Here is a 17,677-nt window from a genome sequence, read left to right on the forward strand (position 1 = left end):
GGCAGAATGCACGGGAACCCACCCGAGAAGGCGGATCAGATCGTGACCCAGTCAGTGCACCAGCGGATCGCCGAGGAACTCGGCGTCGCCGAACGTCAGGTGCGGGCAGCAGTCGAGCTGCTCGACGGCGGCGCCACAGTGCCGTTCATCGCCCGCTACCGCAAGGAGGCCACCGGCCTGCTCGACGACGCGCAGCTGCGCACACTGGAGGAGCGCCTGCGCTACCTGCGCGAGCTGGACGAGCGGCGCGCGGCGGTGCTGGAGTCGATCCGCAGCCAGGGCAAGCTCGACGAGGCGCTGGAGGCGCAGATCCTCGCCGCCGACTCGAAGTCGCGCCTGGAGGACATCTACCTGCCCTACAAGCCGAAGCGGCGCACCCGCGCGCAGATCGCCCGCGAGGCCGGGCTGGAGCCGCTCGCGGACACGCTGCTCGCCGACCCGGCGCAGGACCCGAAGGCGGTCGCCGCCGGGTTCGCCGACCCGGACAAGGGCGTCGCGGACGCCGCCGCCGCGCTGGACGGCGCGCGGGCCATCCTGATCGAGCGCTTCGCCGAGGACGCCGACCTGATCGGCACGCTGCGCGAGCAGATGTGGTCGCGGGGCCGGCTGGTCTCCCGGGTACGCGAGGGTCAGGAAACCGCCGGGGCGAAGTTCGCCGACTACTTCGACTTCGCCGAGCCGTACCCGAAGCTGCCCTCGCACCGCATCCTCGCCATGTTCCGGGGCGAGAAGGAGGGCGTGCTGGAGCTGACCATGGATCCGGAGGCCGACGGGGACGCCGACGCGAACCCGGGCCCCAGCCGGTACGAGGCCGCCGTGGCGGGACGCTTCGGCGTCAGCGACCAGGGACGGCCCGCCGACAAGTGGCTGGCCGACACGGTGCGCTGGGCCTGGCGTACCCGGATCCTCATCCACCTCGGCGCGGACCTGCGGATGCGGCTGTGGCAGGCGGCCGAGGAGGAGGCCGTGCGGGTCTTCGCCACCAACCTGCGTGACCTGCTGCTGGCGGCGCCGGCCGGCGCGCGGCCCACCATGGGTCTGGACCCGGGCCTGCGCACCGGTGTGAAGGTGGCGGTGGTCGACGCCACCGGCAAGGTGGTCGCCACCGACACGATCTACCCGCACGAGCCGCGCCGGCAGTGGGACGCCTCGCTGCACACGCTCGCCACGCTCGCCGCCGCGCACGGCGTCGAACTGGTCGCGATCGGCAACGGCACCGCCAGCCGGGAGACCGACAAGCTCGCCGCCGACCTGATCAAGCAGCACCCGGAGCTGAAGCTGACGAAGGTGGTGGTCTCCGAGGCCGGCGCGTCGGTCTACTCCGCCTCCGCGTACGCCTCGCAGGAGCTGCCGGGTCTGGACGTCTCGCTGCGCGGCGCGGTGTCGATCGCCCGCCGCCTCCAGGACCCGCTGGCCGAGCTGGTGAAGATCGACCCGCGGTCGATCGGCGTCGGGCAGTACCAGCACGACCTGTCCGAGGTGAAGCTGTCCCGCTCGCTCGACGCGGTCGTGGAGGACTGCGTCAACGCGGTCGGCGTGGACGTCAACACCGCCTCCGCGCCGCTGCTCACCCGGGTGTCCGGCATCGGCGCCGGGCTGGCCGAGAACATCGTGCTGCACCGCGACGCCAACGGGCCGTTCCGCACCCGGGCGGAGCTGAAGAAGGTGCCCCGGCTCGGGCCGAAGGCGTTCGAACAGTGCGCCGGCTTCCTGCGCATCCCCGGCGGCGACGACCCGCTGGACTCCTCCAGCGTGCACCCCGAGGCGTACCCGGTGGTGCGCCGCATCCTCTCCTCCACCGGGCAGGACCTGCGCGCGCTGATCGGGAGGTCCGCCATCCTGCGCGGCCTGCGCGCGACCGACTTCGTCGACGACACGTTCGGCCTGCCCACCGTCACCGACATCCTGGCCGAGCTGGAGAAGCCCGGCCGCGACCCGCGCCCCGAGTTCCGCACCGCCACGTTCGTCGAGGGCGTCGAGAAGATCAGCGACCTGACGCCGGGCATGGTGCTGGAGGGCGTGGTCACGAACGTGGCCGCGTTCGGCGCGTTCGTCGACGTGGGCGTGCACCAGGACGGTCTGGTGCACGTCTCGGCCATGTCGCACACGTTCGTCAAGGACCCGCGCGACGTGGTGAAGTCCGGCGACGTGGTGAAGGTCCGGGTGCTCGACGTGGACGTGCCGCGCAAGCGGATCTCGCTGACGCTGCGGCTGGACGACGAGGCGCCGGCCGGCGGCGGGCGCCCGGCGGGCGGCGACGGCCGACGGGACCGGGGCGGTCAGGGCGGCGGGCCACGCGGCGGCGGCCAGGGACGCATCGGCGGCCAGCAGAACGGGCAGCGCGGTGGTGGCCAGCAGGGCGGCCAGCGCGGCGGCTCGGGCGGCGGGCAGAGCGGAGGCGGCCAACGCGGCGGCTCGGGCGGCGGCGGGCAACGCGGTGGCGGACAGGGCGGCACGTCGCGCGGTGGCCAGCAGCAGCGGCCCGGGCGCGGTGGCGGCGCCCCGCTCAACGACGCCATGGCGGAGGCGCTGCGCCGCGCCGGCCTGGCCTGACACGTCCCGCTGCCGGGCCGAGGTCACGAACGCCTCAGCCCGGCAGCCCCGCCGGGGAACAGCGACGCGCCGGCCCGTGTCGCGGTCACGCGCCCCGGCAGGGCGACGGCCGCGGGGACGGGCCGAGGCACCGGCATGGAACCCTTGATCAACACGATCTCGCCGAGGTGGTGACATCAGAGGCTCCGCGACACCACCACTTCGGCGAGCTGGAGTTGATCACACCGGGCAGCGCGCCGGGAAAGGGACGGGTCACGCCTGCCGGAGCCGCGAACACCACTCACCAGGCGCGTTGTTGACCAAGGAGTTCGTGGCCTGTTCAGGGCGTTCGACTGACACAAACCCCTTGATCGCCGCAGCCTCGGCGGTGCGCGCGCCGGGCCCGACGGCCTGTGCGCCGGGCGGGGCCGGTTCCGCGTACCCTCGCGGTCGTGGGCGGTGAGGACGACGAGCGGTGGCGGGAGCGGCGACGCCACGCGGTGCGGGCGCACGCGGAGGCCGCCGCCCGCGAACGCGAGGCCGAGCAGGCGGAGGCCGCTGAGCTGGTGGCCCGGTTCGCCGCCGAGGCGCTGCGGCGCGGGCTGCGCGCCGGCCGGCTGACCGCGACCGGGCACGACGGGCGCGGTCGCTACCGCACGCGGATCACCGGCTGGTACGTGGACCGGGCGCACAGCCGCGCGGTGGACACCGACGGGCGTTTCTACCTGCTCACCGTGCCGCCGGGCCTGCGGACGCGGCTGCTCGGGGCGGACCCGCCGCCCAGTCCGCCGCCGCTCGTGGTCGGCCGGGGCGGCCGGGACGGCGAGTCGGTGCCGCTGGCGACCCTGCTCAGCCGTCGTCTCGACGCGGGCGACGACTGGCGCTGACCGGGGCCGGACGCCGGTCTGCCCGCTGCCGGGGCACCGCGTGCGCGGCCCGCCGGGCGACGTGCCGCCACCAGCACAGCTGGACCACGAGCGTGAGCAGCCCGGCGAGCACGATCGCGGCCAGGTTGATCACCAGTTGGAGGGCGGAGCCGGCGGCCTCGTGCCACACGCCGTACGCGGACGCGACGGCCACGTTCGCCGCCGCCGGCACTGTGGTCACCGAGATCAGCACACCCACGAGCGAGCCGGACTTCTTCGAGGTCAGCGACAGCATGCCGGCCACGCCGGCGAGCAGGCCCACCACCCAGGACAGCGCGTCCGGACGCCAGATGAAGTCGGTCATCGGCCGTTCCGCCAGCAGCATGTCCCGGTCGACCAGGCCGGCCGCGGTGAGCGCCCAGGTGCTCAGCGCGGTGGCCGCCATGGCGACGAGGAAACCGACCGTCAGCGCCTTGACCGAGTGACCGACCACGCGCGGCTGACGCCGCAGCAACGCCACGCAGAGCGCGGCGAGCGGACCGAACTCGGGGCCGACCACCATCGCGCCGACGATCAGGATGGGCTGGTCCAGCAGCACGCCGATCCCGGCGATCATGGTGGCCACCACGATCAGGGCGAGGAACGTGCCGGTGAGCACCGTCTGCTCGCCGGTCTTCGCGGCGATCTCGTCCCACACCACGGCGTCCTCCCCGTGGCCGGGGGCTTCCTCGGCGGCCCGGTCGGCCGCCTCGGACAGAGTCAGCTCGACGTCGTCGGCGGCGATCGCCCCGCGCGCCTCGACACCGAGTTCCTGGAGCCGGCTCAGTACGCCGTCGGCGCTCTCCCGGACCACGTCGCAGGTGACGTAGTCACCCGCGGGCTGGCGGGCGGCGCCCGGCAGCACCACGAGGTGCGTGACGCCGGGGTCGGCGGCCAGCAGCTCCACGACCGCCGACGACTGGTCGCGCGGCGCGATCACCCTCAGGTGCAGCACTCGGGACTCCCGGATCGTTGATTCCTGGCGGGGCCGCCGAACTCTACTCGTTCCCGGGCTCAGCGGTTCCCGGCTCGACGGCGTCGCGCGGCACGATCGTGTGCTTTTCGGCACGAACACGGCGTACGCCATCACTCCTTGCCGGTTGTCCCGTTTTACCGTCCGTGACCCTTCGCTGCCACGACCGTGATCCCGCTGCGGGGACGGAGGCTCGATGACCGGCCGGATCTACCTTTCCCCGCCCGATGTCGGGCCCCTGGAGGAGTCCTACGTGCTCCGCGCGATCCGCTCCGGTTGGGTCGCGCCGCTCGGCCCCGAGGTGGAGGCGTTCGAGCGGGAGGTCGCGGACCGCGTCGGGACGGCCGGCGCGCTGGCCCTGAACTCCGGCACGTCCGCGCTGCACCTCGCCCTGCTCGCCCTGGGGGCCGGGCCGGGAAGCGTGGTGGTGGCGCCGACGATGACGTTCGCGGCCACCGCCAACGCCGCGGTCTACACCGGCGCCGAGCCCGTCTTCGTCGACTGCGACCCGGCGACCGGAAACATGGACGTGGCAGCGCTCGCCGAGATGCTCGGCGTGCTGCGCCGGTCCGGCGAGAAGGTCGCCGCGGTACTGATCGCGGACATGTTCGGCACCTGCGCCGACTACGACGCGCTGCTGCCGGTGTGCGAGGCGGCGGGCGTACCGGTGGTCGAGGATGCCGCGCAGGCGCTCGGCGCGACCTACCGCGGGCGTCCGGCCGCCTCCTTCGGGCGGCTCAGCGCGCTGTCGTTCAACGGCAACAAGATCATCACAACGTCCGGTGGGGGCATGCTGCTCTCCGACGACGAGGCGTTGCTGGCCCGCTGCCGGCACCTGGCCACCCAGGCGCGCGAGCCCGTGCCGCACTACGAGCACGTCGACGTGGGTTACAACTACCGGCTCAGCAATCTGCTCGCCGCACTCGGCCGGGCCCAGTTGCACCGGTTGGACGGAATGATGCGCCGGCGCCGCCTGGTGCGCGAACGGTACGCCAAGCTGTTCTCCGGCGTGCCCGGGGTCCGCCTGCTCGGGGACGGGGACGAAGGCTCGAACTGCTGGCTGACCAGCATCGTGGTCGACCCCGAACGGACCGGGTGGGCGGCGGCGGAACTCGGGGCCCACCTGTCCGCGCGGGACATCGAGACCCGGCACGTGTGGAAGCCGATGCACCGGCAGCCGGTTTTCGCCGGGTGCCGGTCGGTCGTGACGGGCGCCTCGGACCGCCTGTTCGCCCAGGGCCTCACGCTACCCAGCGGCTCCGTCCTGGACGACGGCCGTCTGGCGCGGGTCATCGGCGCCGTCGAGCAGTTCCTGGACGCCCGGTGACGGCCGGCGCGGGCACGCGCCCGCTGCGGATCGCCGTCCTGCTCAAGACCGACCAGGGTGGACTCTGGATCGTCCCGCAGGTGGAGGAACTCCGCCGCCGCGGGCACGAGGTCGTGGCGATCCTGCCGCGCGAGACCGGGCGGCTCACGGGGGAGCTGCGGCAGCGAGGTGTCGAGGTGCACGACTCGCCGTTCGACTTCCGCTTCCGGCCGCGCCCGTCGACGCTGCGGGACCTGTGGCGGCTGCGCCGCCTGATCGGCCGGATCCGCCCGGACGTCCTGAAGTACCACCTGTACGCGTCAGCGCTCGCCGCCCGCTTCGCGAGCCTACGCATGCCGCTGCGGCGGGTGCACATGGTGGCCGGGCCGCTGTACCTGGAGTCTCCGCTGATCAAGCTGGTCGAGCGGGTGTTGTGGCGGCTCGACCACGTCACCATCTGCGGCACCGGCCACACCTCCGGCCTCTACGGCGCGCTCGGATGTCCCGCGCCCCGGCGCCCGGTGGTCACCTACGGCGCCCGGACCGCGCACTTCGCCGACCTGGAGGGCTCGACCGGCCGGCGGGAGGTACGGGCGAAGGCGCGCGCCGAACTCGGCATCGAGGAGGACGCATTCGTCGTCATCATGGTCGCCTACGTCTATCCACCCCGGAAGCTGGTCCACCAGGGCCGCGGCATCAAGGGACACGACGTGCTGCTGGCGGCGTGGCGCGAGTTCCGCGCCGCCCACCCGGACGCCCGGCTGCTCCTGGTGGGCGCCGGTTTCTCGGCGGCCGGCGAGGCGCACCGCCGCGAGTTGATCGGGCGTTTCGGGGTCGATCGCGATCCGAGCGTGACGTGGTTGACGTCGGTGTCGGACGTCCGGGCCTGCTACCGCGCCGCCGACGTGAGCGTCAGTCCCTCGCTGTCCGAGGGACACGGCGCCGCCTGTGAGGCGGGAGCCACCGGGGTGCCCAGCATCGTCAGCGACGCCGGCGGTCTGCCCGAGACGGTCGACGAGACGACCGGCTGGGTGGTGCCGCGCAACGACGTGGCCGCGCTGGTCGCCGGACTGGAGCAGGCCCACCGGGAGTTCACCGACGGACGGCTCCGCCTGCGCGGTGAGCGGGCCCAGCAGTTCGCCCTGCGGCACTTCGACAACCAGGTGGCGGCCGCCGACGTCGCCGACGTGGTGGAGGCCGTCTGCCGCACCGGTGGGAGATCCTGATGCGGGTCGTGGTGACGTCCGAGTCGCGCTTCACCCGGACTCCCGACGGCGCGGTGTGGGTCGAGGCCGGGCCGGACAACTCGATCTGGCGACGCTACCTGGTCGCCTTCGACCGGGTGCGCGTCGCCGCCCGGGTCCGGGACGTCGACCGACGGCCGGAGGCCGCGGCCCGGGTCGACGGGGACGGCGTCGAGGTGTGGGCGTTGCCGTACTACGTCGGGCCCCGGGGTTACCTGCTCGGGCGGCGGGCGATCGCCGCGGCGGTGAGCGCCGCTGCGGAACCAGCGGACGCCGTGGTGCTCCGGGTACCGTCACCGATCGGCTCACTGCTGGCCCGGGCGCGTAGCCGGGCGCGGCTCCCGTACGCGCTCGAAGTGATCGGCGATCCGTACGACGTGCTCGCCCCGGGAGTCGTCCGGCATCCGCTGCGGCCGCTGCTGCGCACGCTGTCCACCCGGACGCTGCGCGGGCAGTGCCGCGAGGCCGCCGCGGTGGCGTACGAGACGGAACGGCGCCTGCAACGCCGGTATCCCACGTTGCCGACCACGCCCACGGCCGGCATCTCCAGCGTCGACCTGCCGCCGGCGGCGTTCGTGCCGCGGGCCCGGCCGGTCCGGCGGCTCGCGGACGAGGCGACAGTGGTTTCCGTCGGCTCGCTCGAACAGCTCTACAAGGGGATCGACACGCTCGTCTCCGCGTTGGCGCTGATGCCCGCCGACGGTCCCCGGGCTCGGCTCGTGCATGTCGGCGTGGGCGCCTACCGCCCCCACCTGGAGCGGTTGGCCGACCGGTCGGGAGTGGCCGACCGGGTGAGGTTCACCGGTCCGCTGCCCGACGCCGACGCGGTCCGCCGCCAACTGGACACGGCCGACCTGTTCGTGATGCCGTCCCGCACCGAGGGCCTGCCCCGGGCACTCATCGAGGCGATGGCCCGGGCGCTCCCGGCGATCGGTTCGACCGCCGGCGGCATCCCGGAGCTGCTCGATCCGGAGTGCCTGGTTCCACCCGACGACCCGGCCGCTCTGGCCGGCGCCGTCACCGCGATGCTGGCCGACCCGCGCCGGCTCGCGGACGCCTCGGCCCGCAACCTGCGCCGGGCCCGCGACTTCTCCGCCGAGACGCTGGACGCCCGCCGGGCGTCGTTCTACCGGACCGTCGCCGAGACCGCCGCCGGCCGGGTGGGCGGGCGGGTACCGGCCCCGCTTCCGTCCCGGCGCTGACGTCCGGTGCCCCGCGCCTGATGATGCGGGGCACCGGACGTCAGCGGACGGGACGACGAGCAGGCCCGCCCGGTCCGGCGGCGTCCCGGAGGATGTCGAGGTAGCGGCCGAGCTGATCCTCCCGGAACAGTCCGTCCAGCGCGGTGGCCGGCACGGCCGGCACCCGCCCGGTCCGCTCCTTCACGGCCAGCCACTCCCGCAACTGGGACGCGATCGCGGCCGGTTCGTTCGCCACGACGCCCGCGCCGCGTTCGCGCAGCAGGCGTGCGGCCACGCCGTTCTCGTAACCGAGCAGCAGGACGGGGCGGCGGGCCTGGAGATAGTCGAAGATCTTGCCGGTCATCGTTCCGGCGTCCCGCGGATCGTTCCACATGAGCAGGACCAGCGCGTCCGCGTCGGCCTGGATCCGCCACGACTTCTCCGGCGAGACCGGGCCGAGCAGCGTGACGGAGTCGGCCACGCCGGCCCGCTCCGCGGCGGCGCGGGTGATGCCGTGGTCCTCCCCCGCGAAGATCACATGCACCCGAGCGGCGTCCGCGCCGAGCAGGGCGATCGCGTCGACGAGCGGGCCCGGGTCACGCCTGCCCGGATAGATGTAACCGGTGTGTGCGAGCGTCAGAGTGGCCGCCGACGCATCGACGCCGGCGGGAGTCGCGGCGGACTCCGCCGGCACCGGCCGACGGTCGATGCCGTTCATCACCACATGCGTCCGCACCCCGAACGTGTGGTGGATCGTGTCGGCCAGCGGCTCCGAGACCGTCACGCACGCCGCGACCGTCCGCAGCACTCGCCGCTCCAGCCTCTTGTCGACCGCTCGGCGTAGCGCTGTCCGGACCCAGTGGTCGTTGCCGACCGACCACAGATCCCGGTAGTCCGCGACCCAGGGTGCCCGGAACCGCCGGGCGAGCGTCGCGGCCACCACGAACCCGGAGAAGGGCGGGCCGGACGCCAGGATGACGTCCGGGCGCCAGCCCGCGGCGGCCCGGTCGAAGGTGCGCGCCGGTGGACGGATCCAGTTGAGCTGCGGGTCCGGCAGCAACAGCTCCATGCCGACCTTCACCAGGAGGCGATCGGCGCCGGCGCGGATCCGCCGGAGCCGGGATGGCGACGCTGTTCCGCCGCCGGTCACCGCACCGCCCCCGCCTCGGCCGGGCCGTGGCAGCCGTGGTGACGGCGCGACCCGGATCAGGTGCTCCTCGGGCACCGGGACGGGAACCGTGCCCTGGTTCGCCCCGACCGCTGTCAGTACCCGGACGTCCCACCCCTGTCGTGCCGCGAACGCCGCGAGGGCCGCGGGACGACGGGCGCCGACGGTCTCCGCCGGTGGGAAGTGGTACGAGACGATCAGCAGGCGCGGTGCCGGCTCCGGATGCAGGTCGTTCGTCATGTAGGGATAAACGATTTCTTCCCGGACAAGAAATGACGAAAGGTGTCGAACGCCTCACCCCTGCGACACGAGTTGCGGCGCGGGGCGGGGACGACCGCGGTCCCGGCCGGCCGCCGTCACGACCCGCAGCGACATCAGCCACCCGACGCCGTACGCCAGCGCGCCGGACACCCCGAACGCCCACACCGCGGTCAGCGGTGACCCGCCGACCAGAGCCACCACGGACACGGCTCCCGCCACCAGCGCGACGCGGCCCGCGTCCCAGGCGAGCTGAAGACCCTGTCGTTCGAACACGACAAGCGTCTGCGACAGCGGAGAGACCACGAGTTGCGCCGCCATGAAGACGGCCAGGGCCTGGGCATAGGCGCCGCTGCTGTGCCACTGCGCGCCGAAGACCAGGCTGAAGGCCGCGGGCGCGCCGACCACCACGAGGAGCGCGCCGGGACCGGCGACCAGCGCCAGCCTCCGGCTGGCGCGCAGAAACGCGCGCCGGACGCTCCGGGGCTGCTCCCTGGCGATCCGGGCGATCTCCCCCAGGTAGACCTGGGCCACCGCGGACGCCACGAGCGCGGCGGGCATGGCGAGCACCCGCTGGGTCAGTCCCAGCCAGCCGGCCACCGCCGAGCCGTACCAGTAGGCGATGAGCAGCACCGGCAACTGCGTGCCGAGGACGTTGAGCAGACCGGACGGGGCCAGGAGGAACGGGAACCGCCGGTACCGGCGTGCGACCGCCAGCAGGCGTGGCGGCCGCCGGCCGGCCCGGGCGGTCGCGCCGCGCCGACGGGCGTCCCGGAGCAGGACCGCGGCGGCCGCGACCTGACCGAACCCGAAGCCGAGCGCCAGGCCACCGGGGCGAAGTCCCGCCACTCCGGCCACGATCTGGGTGACCACCACCGCCACGGACTGGAAGAGGTTGCGCCGGCCGATCGCGCCGTAACGACGGTGCCGCACCGCGAACTGGTTCAGCACGAGGACGACACCCATCGCGGCGGCGGAGGGCGGCACCACCCAGAGCCAGCGGGCCAGTTCGGGCTGACCGAACCAGAGCGCCGCCCGGTCCCCCACCAGCAGGACGACCGCCGATGCCAGGATCGCCGTGCCGGCGGCCGCGACGAGGCCGAGCCGCACCAGCGCGCGTGCGTCCTCCTCCCGCTCGGGAAGCGGAACGGCCATCTCGAACCGGAGCGCGGCCACCGTGCCAACTGTGAGCACGAGCGCGGCGACCACGGCGAGCACGCCGAAGTCAGCCGGGCGGTAGAGCCTCGCGAGCAACGGGACCGCGGCCAGCGCCAGCAGTTGACCGCCGGCCGACCCGGCGGCGATGCCGAGCACTCCGCGCCGCCCGCTCGACATGGCGAGCCGCGCCCGCCACCTCACCCAGCGACCCCCGGGCGGTCGACCGGCCGCGTCCGCCCGGCGCGAGCCCGTATCCCGGCGGGCAGTGTCGCCCCGGCCAGCACGAGCACGCCGAGGGCCAACGCGGCGAAGAGCGGACGACCGGCGTTCACGTCCCCGGACGTCGACACCGCCACCACGTTGAAGGCCAGCACGGCCAGGACGAACCCAGCCACCGGATCACGCCTGGTCGCGCGCCAGAGCCCCGCCGCGACGACCACGGTGGCCAGGATGAAGGCCCCGCCCACCAGCCAGCCCGCCTCGGCCGGCAGTTCCAGCCACAGGTTGTGCGGATAGTTGTGCACGAGCATGCCGGAGTAGTCGCCCCAGTTGCCGTAGCCGACGCCGCCCGGATTCTCGGCGATCATCGGCACGCTGACCTCCCGCATCTCCGCTCGGGCGGTGCCGAACATCTCCTCGCTCGGATCGACCAGGAGCGCGTACACCCGGGGCGGCAGCAGCGACGGCAGGGCGATGACGGCGAGCACCAGGCCGCCCATCAGGCCCAGACCTACCCACTCACGCCGGCCCCGCCGGATCTTCAGGCGGAACCCGGCCAGCACCAGGACGAAGAGGGCCACCACAGTGGCCAGCAGCGGTCCCCGGGAGCCGGTCGCCAGAAGACCGAGGCCGAGCAGCACCGCCAGGCCCGCCGCCCACCACGCCGCCACCCGTTTGCGCAGATAGAGCCAGGTGAGAGCGACGAGCGCACCGCCGATTGCCCGGGCCAGCCAGATCGGGTTGGAGCCGAAGCCGTCGGCCCGGCCGTCCTGCGGATCACCGTTGAGCGTGGCGATCGCGAGCACCACCCCCGACAGGACGAAGACGGCGGCGAACATCTCGACGTCACGCCGCCCGCGCAGCACCGCCACCGCCGCCGTGGCGAACACGGTCAGCGTCATGAGCAGCAGGAACTTCTGCCGGCCGTAGTCCGTCTCCGGCCGGTGCAGGATTCCCGGCAAGGCGAGGACGCCGAAGACCACGAGGGTCCAGAAGATCACTGTCCGGGACCGCGAGGCCGGACGGAGCAGCTCGTGCAGGAGCAACGGGACCGCGAGCACCACCGCGGCGATCAGGAACCCGCGGCCGACCATGCGCGGGAACTGGTCGAAGTTGAGCACCAGCACCACGGCGGTGGCGCGCAGCACCGTCGAGACGACACCACCCGTGCGCCGTACCGGTGTCTCCGGTCCGGCGGGCCCACCGGGGCCGCGGACCGTGCCGATCGCCGACGACCGGCGGCTGTCCTGCATCACCATCACGTTCGAGCCTCCTGCGGCACCGAGCTTGGAACCCGTCACACCGCCCGGTCGGAGCGGTAACGCGCGAGATTGGCCGGATCGAGGAACCACTCGACTGTCGCCTTCAGCCCCTCGTCGATGCTCGTGACGGGCTGCCACCCGGTCCGCGACCGGAGCAGGCCGGCGTCGCCGAGTAGGCGTTCCACCTCGGACTCCGCCGGGCGGAGCCGGGACTCGGTGACCACCACCTCCGGCTGGGCGCCGAACATCGCGGCGATCTTGCGGACCAGGTCGCCGACCGAGGTCTCCCGGCCCGTCGCGGCCTGGAACACGCCGCCCACCACAGCGTCGTCGGGTGCCGTGCCGACGGCCTGGAACGCGGCCACGGTGTCCGTCACGTAGAGGAGGTCCCGGGTGGTACGCAGCGCGCCCAGCCGGATCACCCCGTCCTCCTTCGCCAGCTGGCTGATGATGGTGGGGATGACCGCCCGGGTGGACTGCCGGGGGCCGTACGTGTTGAACGGCCGCAGCGTGACCACCGGCAGGCCGAAACTGAGGTGGTAGCTCTCGGCCAGCTTGTCCGCGCCGATCTTGGAGGCGGAGTACGGCGACTGCCCGCGCAACCGGTGCTGCTCGGTCATCGGGACCGTGGTGGCCGTCCCGTACACCTCGCTCGTGGAGGTGACCACGACCCGGCCGACGCCGGCCGTCCGCGCGCTCTCCAGCACGTTGAGCGTGCCGGTGATGTTGGTGTCCACGTAGGACTGCGGCGCGAGATACGAGTACGGGATGCCACCCAGCGCGGCCAGGTGATAGACGGTGGAGGCGCCGTCGACAAGCCGCTGCACCATCCCCCGGTCGCGGATGTCCCCCGCGACGACCTCGACGCCGGCCAACTGGTCCGGGCCGAAGGTGTCCAGCCAGCCGTGCGATCCGGCGCCGTTGTAGCGCACGAGGGCGCGTACCGGGTGGCCCGCGGCGACGAGGGCCTCCACCAGGTGGGAGCCGATGAAGCCACCGGCTCCGGTCACCACCACCGGCCCGTCGGACGACTGTGCGGTCATGATTCGCTCCTCCTCTTCACCGGTCCGGCCGTACCGGTACCGGGTCGGCTCAACGAGCCGGCGCAGCCGCCGGAGCCGCCTGGCTCCACAGCGCGCCGACCGAGTCGTACAGGTCGTGTTCGGGCGTCCACCCCAGGACCGAGGCGGCCCGGCCGACGTCGGCGCGCATCCAGCCCACGTCGGCGGAGCGGGGGGACGGCGCATGGTCCTCCCGGACGCGGACCGGCCGGCCGGCCGCCGAGACCAGCAGGTGGACGGCGTCGCGCACCGGCACCGCCCGGCCGCTCGCCACGTTGAGGACACGGGCTCGCGGCGCCGTGACGGTCACCGCCCGCCCGACCGCGGCGGCCACGTCCCGCACGTCCACGAAGTCCCGGTACGCGTCCAGCGGGCCGGTGCGCAGGTCCTCGCCGGGCGCGAGGCGCGACAGCAGCGCCGCCACCCGGCCGAGCAGCGTCGTGCGGGGCATGCCGGGACCGACGGGGTTGAACACCCGGAGCACTACCGCGTCCACCCGGCCGGCTGCGGCCGACAGCTCCGTGAGGCGGGTCGCCGCGGCCTGACTCACGCCGTAGGCACTGACCGGCGCCGCTGGCAGGTCCTCGGCGGCCGCGGCGCCGAACGGAACGGGACCGTACTCGGCGGCGGAGCCGAGGCGGACCAGGCGGGCGCGGGGCGCGGCGACGGCGACGGCGTCGACCAGCTTGGCGGTCACCAGCGTGTTGGCCCGGACGAGGTCCTCGGCGGTGCCGCTCACCGCGCCGGCACAGTTGACCACCGCATCCGGCCGGACCGTGTCGAGCAGCGCACGCAGCGTCTCCGGCGCCGCGGTGACCAGGTCGCACTCGTCGCGCGACGGGCACGTGAGGTCCGCCGTGGCGGCCAGCTCCCGTCGTACGTGCGCGCCGATGAAGCCGGAGGCGCCGAAGAGGAGTACGCGCATCATGCCCCGGCCGGGGTGCCGGCGGGCAGGAGCAGGTCCCGGACCTCGGCGAAGCACCGGTTGGCCTCGTCGTAGTCCTCGGGGCGGCCGATGTCCAGCCAGTAGCCGTCGAACTCGTAGCCGGCCGGTGGTTCGCCCCGCCCCAGCAGGTCGAGCACCAGCTGGTCGAACCCGAACGGCTGCCCGACCGGGTAGCGGGCGATGGTGCTGCGGGAGAGTCCGTAGACGCCCATGCTCACCCGGTAGTGCAGGACCGGCTTCTCGGAGAAAGATGTGATCTTGTCGCCGGCCAGTTCAAGAACCCCGAAGTCGATCTTGACGGTACGCCGGTAGGTGGCCACCGTCAGCGGCGCGCCCGAGCGGGCGTGGGTGGCCAGGAGGTCGGCGTAGTCGAGGTCGGTGAGCACGTCGCCGTTCATCACCAGGAAGTGCTCGGGCAGGCGGTGCCGGATGCCGAAGAGCGGGCCGATGGTCGACAGCGGCCGGTCCTCCTCGACGTAGTCGACGGCCAGGCCGAACCGGGAGCCGTCACCGACGAAGGCCCGGATCAACGCGCCCAGGTGGTTGATCGCCAGGGTGACGTGGGTGAAGCCGCGATCGGCGAGCTGCCGCAGGACGATCTCGAGGATCGCGTAGCTCTCGCCGATGGGCACGAGCGGCTTGGGCAGGGTGGAGGTGTAGGGACGCAGCCGTACTCCCGCGCCGCCCGCCATGATCACGACATGCATCGACTCTCCACTCGTTCCCCCGCCCTACCTCGCGTCCAACGAACCGAACCCACCCGGGGGTACGGAAATCACCTGTTCGGGGGCGTTTCCCCGGCTTCGCGCCCGCGGGTGGGCCCGCCGCCGCGCGCCGCTGTGATGAGCTGTACCGGTGGCGGGAGATGTGCTGGGGCTGGTGCTGCACCCCACCCGGGACGTCTCCGAGGTGGTGCGGATCATCGTGGACTGGGCGGCCCGGCACCGGATCACCCTCGCCGTACGCGCCGAGGACCGTGCGCGCGTGCCGGCCGCGGTGGAGGCGGTCGCCGCGGACGAGCTGGCCGACCGCTGCGGCGCGCTGATCAGCATCGGCGGCGACGGCACCATGCTGGGCGCGCTGCGGATGGCCGTACGCGACCCGAAGCCGGTGCTCGGCGTCCACCTGGGCCGGGTCGGTTTCCTGGTCGAGGTGGAGCCGCCGGACCTGCCCCGGGCGCTGGAGCGGCTGGTGGAGCACGACTTCACAGTCGAGTCGCACGCCTGCCTGGCCTGCGATGTCTGCGGTGACGACGTGGTGGCGTTCAACGACATCGCCCTGGTCCGGCAGCCCGGCGCCGGCTTCGTCACGGCCACCCTGGCGGTGGACGGCCAGCGGTACGGCTACTACCGCTGCGACGCGCTGGTGGTGAGCACGCCGACCGGCTCGACCGCGTACAGCTACGCCGCCGGCGGCCCGTTGATCTCACCGGCGACGGAGGCGATGGTGGTGACGCCGTCGGCGCCGATGGCCGGGATCTCCCGCTCGGTGCTGCTCTCCGGGCACGAGACGGTGCACCTGGAGCTGCGCGCGGACTCGGCGCCCGTGGCGGTCGAGATGGACGGCCTGCTGATCCGGCAGGCGGCGACGGAAGGCTCGGTGCACATCCGGTACGTCCGCGACGCCGGCCGGGTGGTCCGCCTCGACCCGCGCCGCTACCAGGAGCGCAACCAGCTCAAGCTGAGCCTGCTGGACCTGCCGCTGCTGCCCGACCAACTGCGCGAGCTGCTGCCGGACGGGTTGCGGGAGCAGCTCAACCGCCGGGAGCTGCCCCCGCCCCGGTGACCGTCAGGGCGCCCCGAGCACCCCGTCGACGAGCGCCTTGGCCTCCTCCTGGATCCGGGCCAGGTGCTCCGGGCCCTGGAACGACTCGGCGTAGATCTTGTAGACGTCCTCCGTGCCGGACGGGCGGGCGGCGAACCAGCCCGACTCCGTGGTCACCTTGAGGCCACCGATCGCGGCGCCGTTGCCGGGCGCGGTGGTGAGGATCGCGGTGATGGGCTCGCCGGCCAGCTCGGTGGCGGTGACCTGCTCCGGCGAGAGCTTCGCCAGGACCGCCTTCTCCTCCCGCCCGGCCGGGGCGTCGATGCGGGCGTACGCGGGCGCGCCGAAGCGGTCGGCCAGCTCGGCCCAGTGCTCGCTGGGCGTACGCCCGGTGGTGGCGATGATCTCGGCGGCGAGCAGGCAGAGCAGGATGCCGTCCTTGTCGGTGGTCCAGGTGCCGCCGTCGCGGCGCAGGAACGACGCGCCGGCGCTCTCCTCGCCGCCGAAGCCGACGGCGCCGTCGAGCAGGCCCGGCACGAACCACTTGAAACCGACCGGGACCTCCAGCAGCGGGCGGCCGAGGTCGGCCGCGACCCGGTCGATCATCGAGGAGGAGACGAGCGTCTTGCCCACCGCCGCGGCCGGGCCCCACTGCTCCCGGGTACGGAACAGGTGGCCGATCGCCACGGCCAGGTAGTGGTTGGGGTTCATCAGCCCGCCGTCGGGCGTGACGATGCCGTGCCGGTCGGCGTCGGCGTCGTTGCCGGTGGAGACCGCGTAGTCGTCCCGGGCGGCGATCAGCGAGGCCATCGCGTTCGGCGACGAGCAGTCCATCCGGATCTTGCCGTCGCCGTCGAGCGTCATGAACCGCCACGTCGGGTCCACCAGCGGGTTGATCACCGTCAGGTCGAGGCGGTGCCGGTCGGCGATCTCCCCCCAGTACGCCACGCTCGCCCCGCCCATCGGGTCCGCGCCGATACGCACTCCGGCGTCGCGGATCGCGTCGATGTCCAGCGCGGCGGGCAGGTCGTCGACGTACCGGGCGAGGAAGTCGTACTCCCCGGTGGTGTCGGCGGCGCGCGCCCGCGCGTACGGGATGCGTCTCACCTCCTTGAGCCCGGCGGCGAGGATCGCGTTCGCGCGGTCCTGGATCCACTTGGTGGCGTCGGTGTCGGCGGGCCCGCCGTGGGTGGGGTTGTACTTGAACCCGCCGTCGGACGGCGGGTTGTGCGACGGGGTGATCACGATGCCGTCGGCGAGGCCGCTGGTCCGGCCCCGGTTGTGGGTGAGGATGGCGTGCGAGACGGCGGGCGTCGGGGTGTAGCCGTCGCGGCTGTCGCGCAGCACCGTGACCTCGTTGGCGGCGAGCACCTCCAGCGCGTCGGCCTCGGCCGGCGCGGACAGCGCGTGGGTGTCGCGGCCGAGGAACAGCGGCCCGTCGAGGCCCTGCTCGCGCCGGTAGTCGCAGAGCGCCTGGGTGACGGCGAGGATGTGGTCGGAGTTGAACGCGTGGCGCAGGCTCGACCCGCGGTGGCCGGAGGTGCCGAAGGAGACCTGCTGCGCCGGGTCGTTCGGGTCCGGGTGCTCGGCGTAGTAGGCGGTGACCAGCCGGGGCACGTCGACCAGATCGTCGGGCTGCGCGGGCTGGCCGGCGCGGGGGTGGGCCACTGCGGGATCCTCCTCGGGTTGCGGTGGTGCTG

Annotated in this window: 14 protein-coding genes; 6 read left to right on the forward strand and 8 right to left on the reverse strand. The window is 73.7% G+C overall.

Annotated elements, in window-relative coordinates; all coding sequences use genetic code 11:
- The first annotated feature begins 42 nt into the window (after positions 1 to 42).
- Positions 43 to 2,553, forward strand: a complete 2,511-nt coding sequence (locus HA073_RS12085; RefSeq protein ID WP_166456390.1) for a Tex family protein — start codon at positions 43 to 45, stop codon at positions 2,551 to 2,553.
- A gap of 431 nt (positions 2,554 to 2,984) precedes the next feature.
- A complete protein-coding gene (locus HA073_RS12090) occupies positions 2,985 to 3,419 on the forward strand; it encodes a hypothetical protein (protein ID WP_104113633.1) in 435 nt (144 codons plus the stop codon).
- Here the strand turns inward: HA073_RS12090 and HA073_RS12095 are convergent.
- A complete protein-coding gene (locus HA073_RS12095) occupies positions 3,382 to 4,392 on the reverse strand; it encodes a DUF389 domain-containing protein (protein ID WP_069089937.1) in 1,011 nt (336 codons plus the stop codon). The two genes, HA073_RS12090 and HA073_RS12095, sit on opposite strands and share 38 nt — an antisense overlap.
- A 214-nt stretch (positions 4,393 to 4,606) precedes the next feature.
- Here HA073_RS12095 and HA073_RS12100 point away from each other — a divergent pair, with 214 nt between their 5' ends.
- The 3 genes from HA073_RS12100 to HA073_RS12110 are packed head-to-tail and all read left to right on the forward strand — an operon-like array spanning position 4,607 to position 8,162.
- Positions 4,607 to 5,737 (forward strand): DegT/DnrJ/EryC1/StrS aminotransferase family protein, encoded by a 1,131-nt coding sequence (locus HA073_RS12100; protein WP_166456391.1) that lies wholly within the window; start codon positions 4,607 to 4,609, stop codon positions 5,735 to 5,737.
- Positions 5,734 to 6,942 (forward strand): glycosyltransferase family 4 protein, encoded by a 1,209-nt coding sequence (locus tag HA073_RS12105; RefSeq protein WP_166456392.1) that lies wholly within the window; start codon positions 5,734 to 5,736, stop codon positions 6,940 to 6,942. The genes HA073_RS12100 and HA073_RS12105 overlap by 4 nt, the downstream gene beginning before the upstream one ends.
- Complete coding sequence (locus HA073_RS12110) at positions 6,942 to 8,162, forward strand: glycosyltransferase (protein WP_166456393.1); 1,221 nt, start codon at positions 6,942 to 6,944, stop codon at positions 8,160 to 8,162. Before HA073_RS12105 ends, HA073_RS12110 begins: the two co-directional genes overlap by 1 nt.
- A 40-nt stretch (positions 8,163 to 8,202) precedes the next feature.
- On the opposite strand, the gene HA073_RS12115 is transcribed toward HA073_RS12110, so the two are convergent.
- The 6 genes from HA073_RS12115 to HA073_RS12140 are packed head-to-tail and all read right to left on the reverse strand — an operon-like array spanning position 8,203 to position 14,920.
- A complete protein-coding gene (locus HA073_RS12115; RefSeq protein ID WP_166456394.1) occupies positions 8,203 to 9,549 on the reverse strand; it encodes a glycosyltransferase in 1,347 nt (448 codons plus the stop codon).
- Between the two features lie 54 nt (positions 9,550 to 9,603).
- The gene (locus tag HA073_RS12120) at positions 9,604 to 10,926 is read right to left on the reverse strand and encodes an oligosaccharide flippase family protein (RefSeq protein ID WP_166456395.1); all 1,323 of its coding nucleotides are present in this window, start codon (positions 10,924 to 10,926) and stop codon (positions 9,604 to 9,606) included.
- Positions 10,923 to 12,203: an O-antigen ligase gene (locus tag HA073_RS12125; protein WP_166456396.1), complete on the reverse strand. Its 1,281-nt coding sequence runs from the start codon at positions 12,201 to 12,203 to the stop codon at positions 10,923 to 10,925. The genes HA073_RS12120 and HA073_RS12125 overlap by 4 nt, the downstream gene beginning before the upstream one ends.
- 38 nt (positions 12,204 to 12,241) lie before the next feature.
- Positions 12,242 to 13,249, reverse strand: coding sequence for an SDR family NAD(P)-dependent oxidoreductase (locus HA073_RS12130; protein ID WP_069089944.1), 1,008 nt, complete (start codon positions 13,247 to 13,249; stop codon positions 12,242 to 12,244).
- A 49-nt stretch (positions 13,250 to 13,298) separates the two neighbouring features.
- Positions 13,299 to 14,195, reverse strand: coding sequence for an NAD(P)-dependent oxidoreductase (locus HA073_RS12135; protein ID WP_166456397.1), 897 nt, complete (start codon positions 14,193 to 14,195; stop codon positions 13,299 to 13,301).
- Positions 14,192 to 14,920 (reverse strand): sugar phosphate nucleotidyltransferase, encoded by a 729-nt coding sequence (locus HA073_RS12140; RefSeq protein WP_069089945.1) that lies wholly within the window; start codon positions 14,918 to 14,920, stop codon positions 14,192 to 14,194. Before HA073_RS12140 ends, HA073_RS12135 begins: the two co-directional genes overlap by 4 nt.
- Before the next feature lie 148 nt (positions 14,921 to 15,068).
- Here HA073_RS12140 and HA073_RS12145 point away from each other — a divergent pair, with 148 nt between their 5' ends.
- A complete protein-coding gene (locus HA073_RS12145; RefSeq protein ID WP_166456398.1) occupies positions 15,069 to 15,998 on the forward strand; it encodes an NAD(+)/NADH kinase in 930 nt (309 codons plus the stop codon).
- Positions 15,999 to 16,001: 3 nt separating this feature from the next.
- Here the strand turns inward: HA073_RS12145 and pgm are convergent, their stop codons facing one another.
- On the reverse strand, positions 16,002 to 17,645 hold the full coding sequence (pgm, locus tag HA073_RS12150; RefSeq protein ID WP_166456399.1) for a phosphoglucomutase (alpha-D-glucose-1,6-bisphosphate-dependent): 1,644 nt from the start codon (positions 17,643 to 17,645) through the stop codon (positions 16,002 to 16,004).
- Positions 17,646 to 17,677 lie beyond the last annotated feature (32 nt).

The sequence above is a fragment of the Micromonospora sp. CMU55-4 genome (genome assembly GCF_011602315.1).
GTDB lineage: Bacteria > Actinomycetota > Actinomycetes > Mycobacteriales > Micromonosporaceae > Micromonospora > Micromonospora chalcea.

Bases quoted from the DNA above. Each gene is read 5' to 3' on its own strand.
- HA073_RS12135 (WP_166456397.1), bottom strand. From the start codon at position 14,195: ATGATGCGCGTACTCCTCTTCGGCGCCTCCGGCTTCATCGGCGCGCAC.
- HA073_RS12110 (WP_166456393.1), top strand. From the start codon at position 6,942: ATGCGGGTCGTGGTGACGTCCGAGTCGCGCTTCACCCGGACTCCCGAC.
- HA073_RS12125 (WP_166456396.1), bottom strand. From the start codon at position 12,203: ATGGTGATGCAGGACAGCCGCCGGTCGTCGGCGATCGGCACGGTCCGC.
- HA073_RS12115 (WP_166456394.1), bottom strand. From the start codon at position 9,549: ATGACGAACGACCTGCATCCGGAGCCGGCACCGCGCCTGCTGATCGTC.
- HA073_RS12100 (WP_166456391.1), top strand. From the start codon at position 4,607: ATGACCGGCCGGATCTACCTTTCCCCGCCCGATGTCGGGCCCCTGGAG.
- HA073_RS12130 (WP_069089944.1), bottom strand. From the start codon at position 13,249: ATGACCGCACAGTCGTCCGACGGGCCGGTGGTGGTGACCGGAGCCGGT.
- HA073_RS12140 (WP_069089945.1), bottom strand. From the start codon at position 14,920: ATGCATGTCGTGATCATGGCGGGCGGCGCGGGAGTACGGCTGCGTCCC.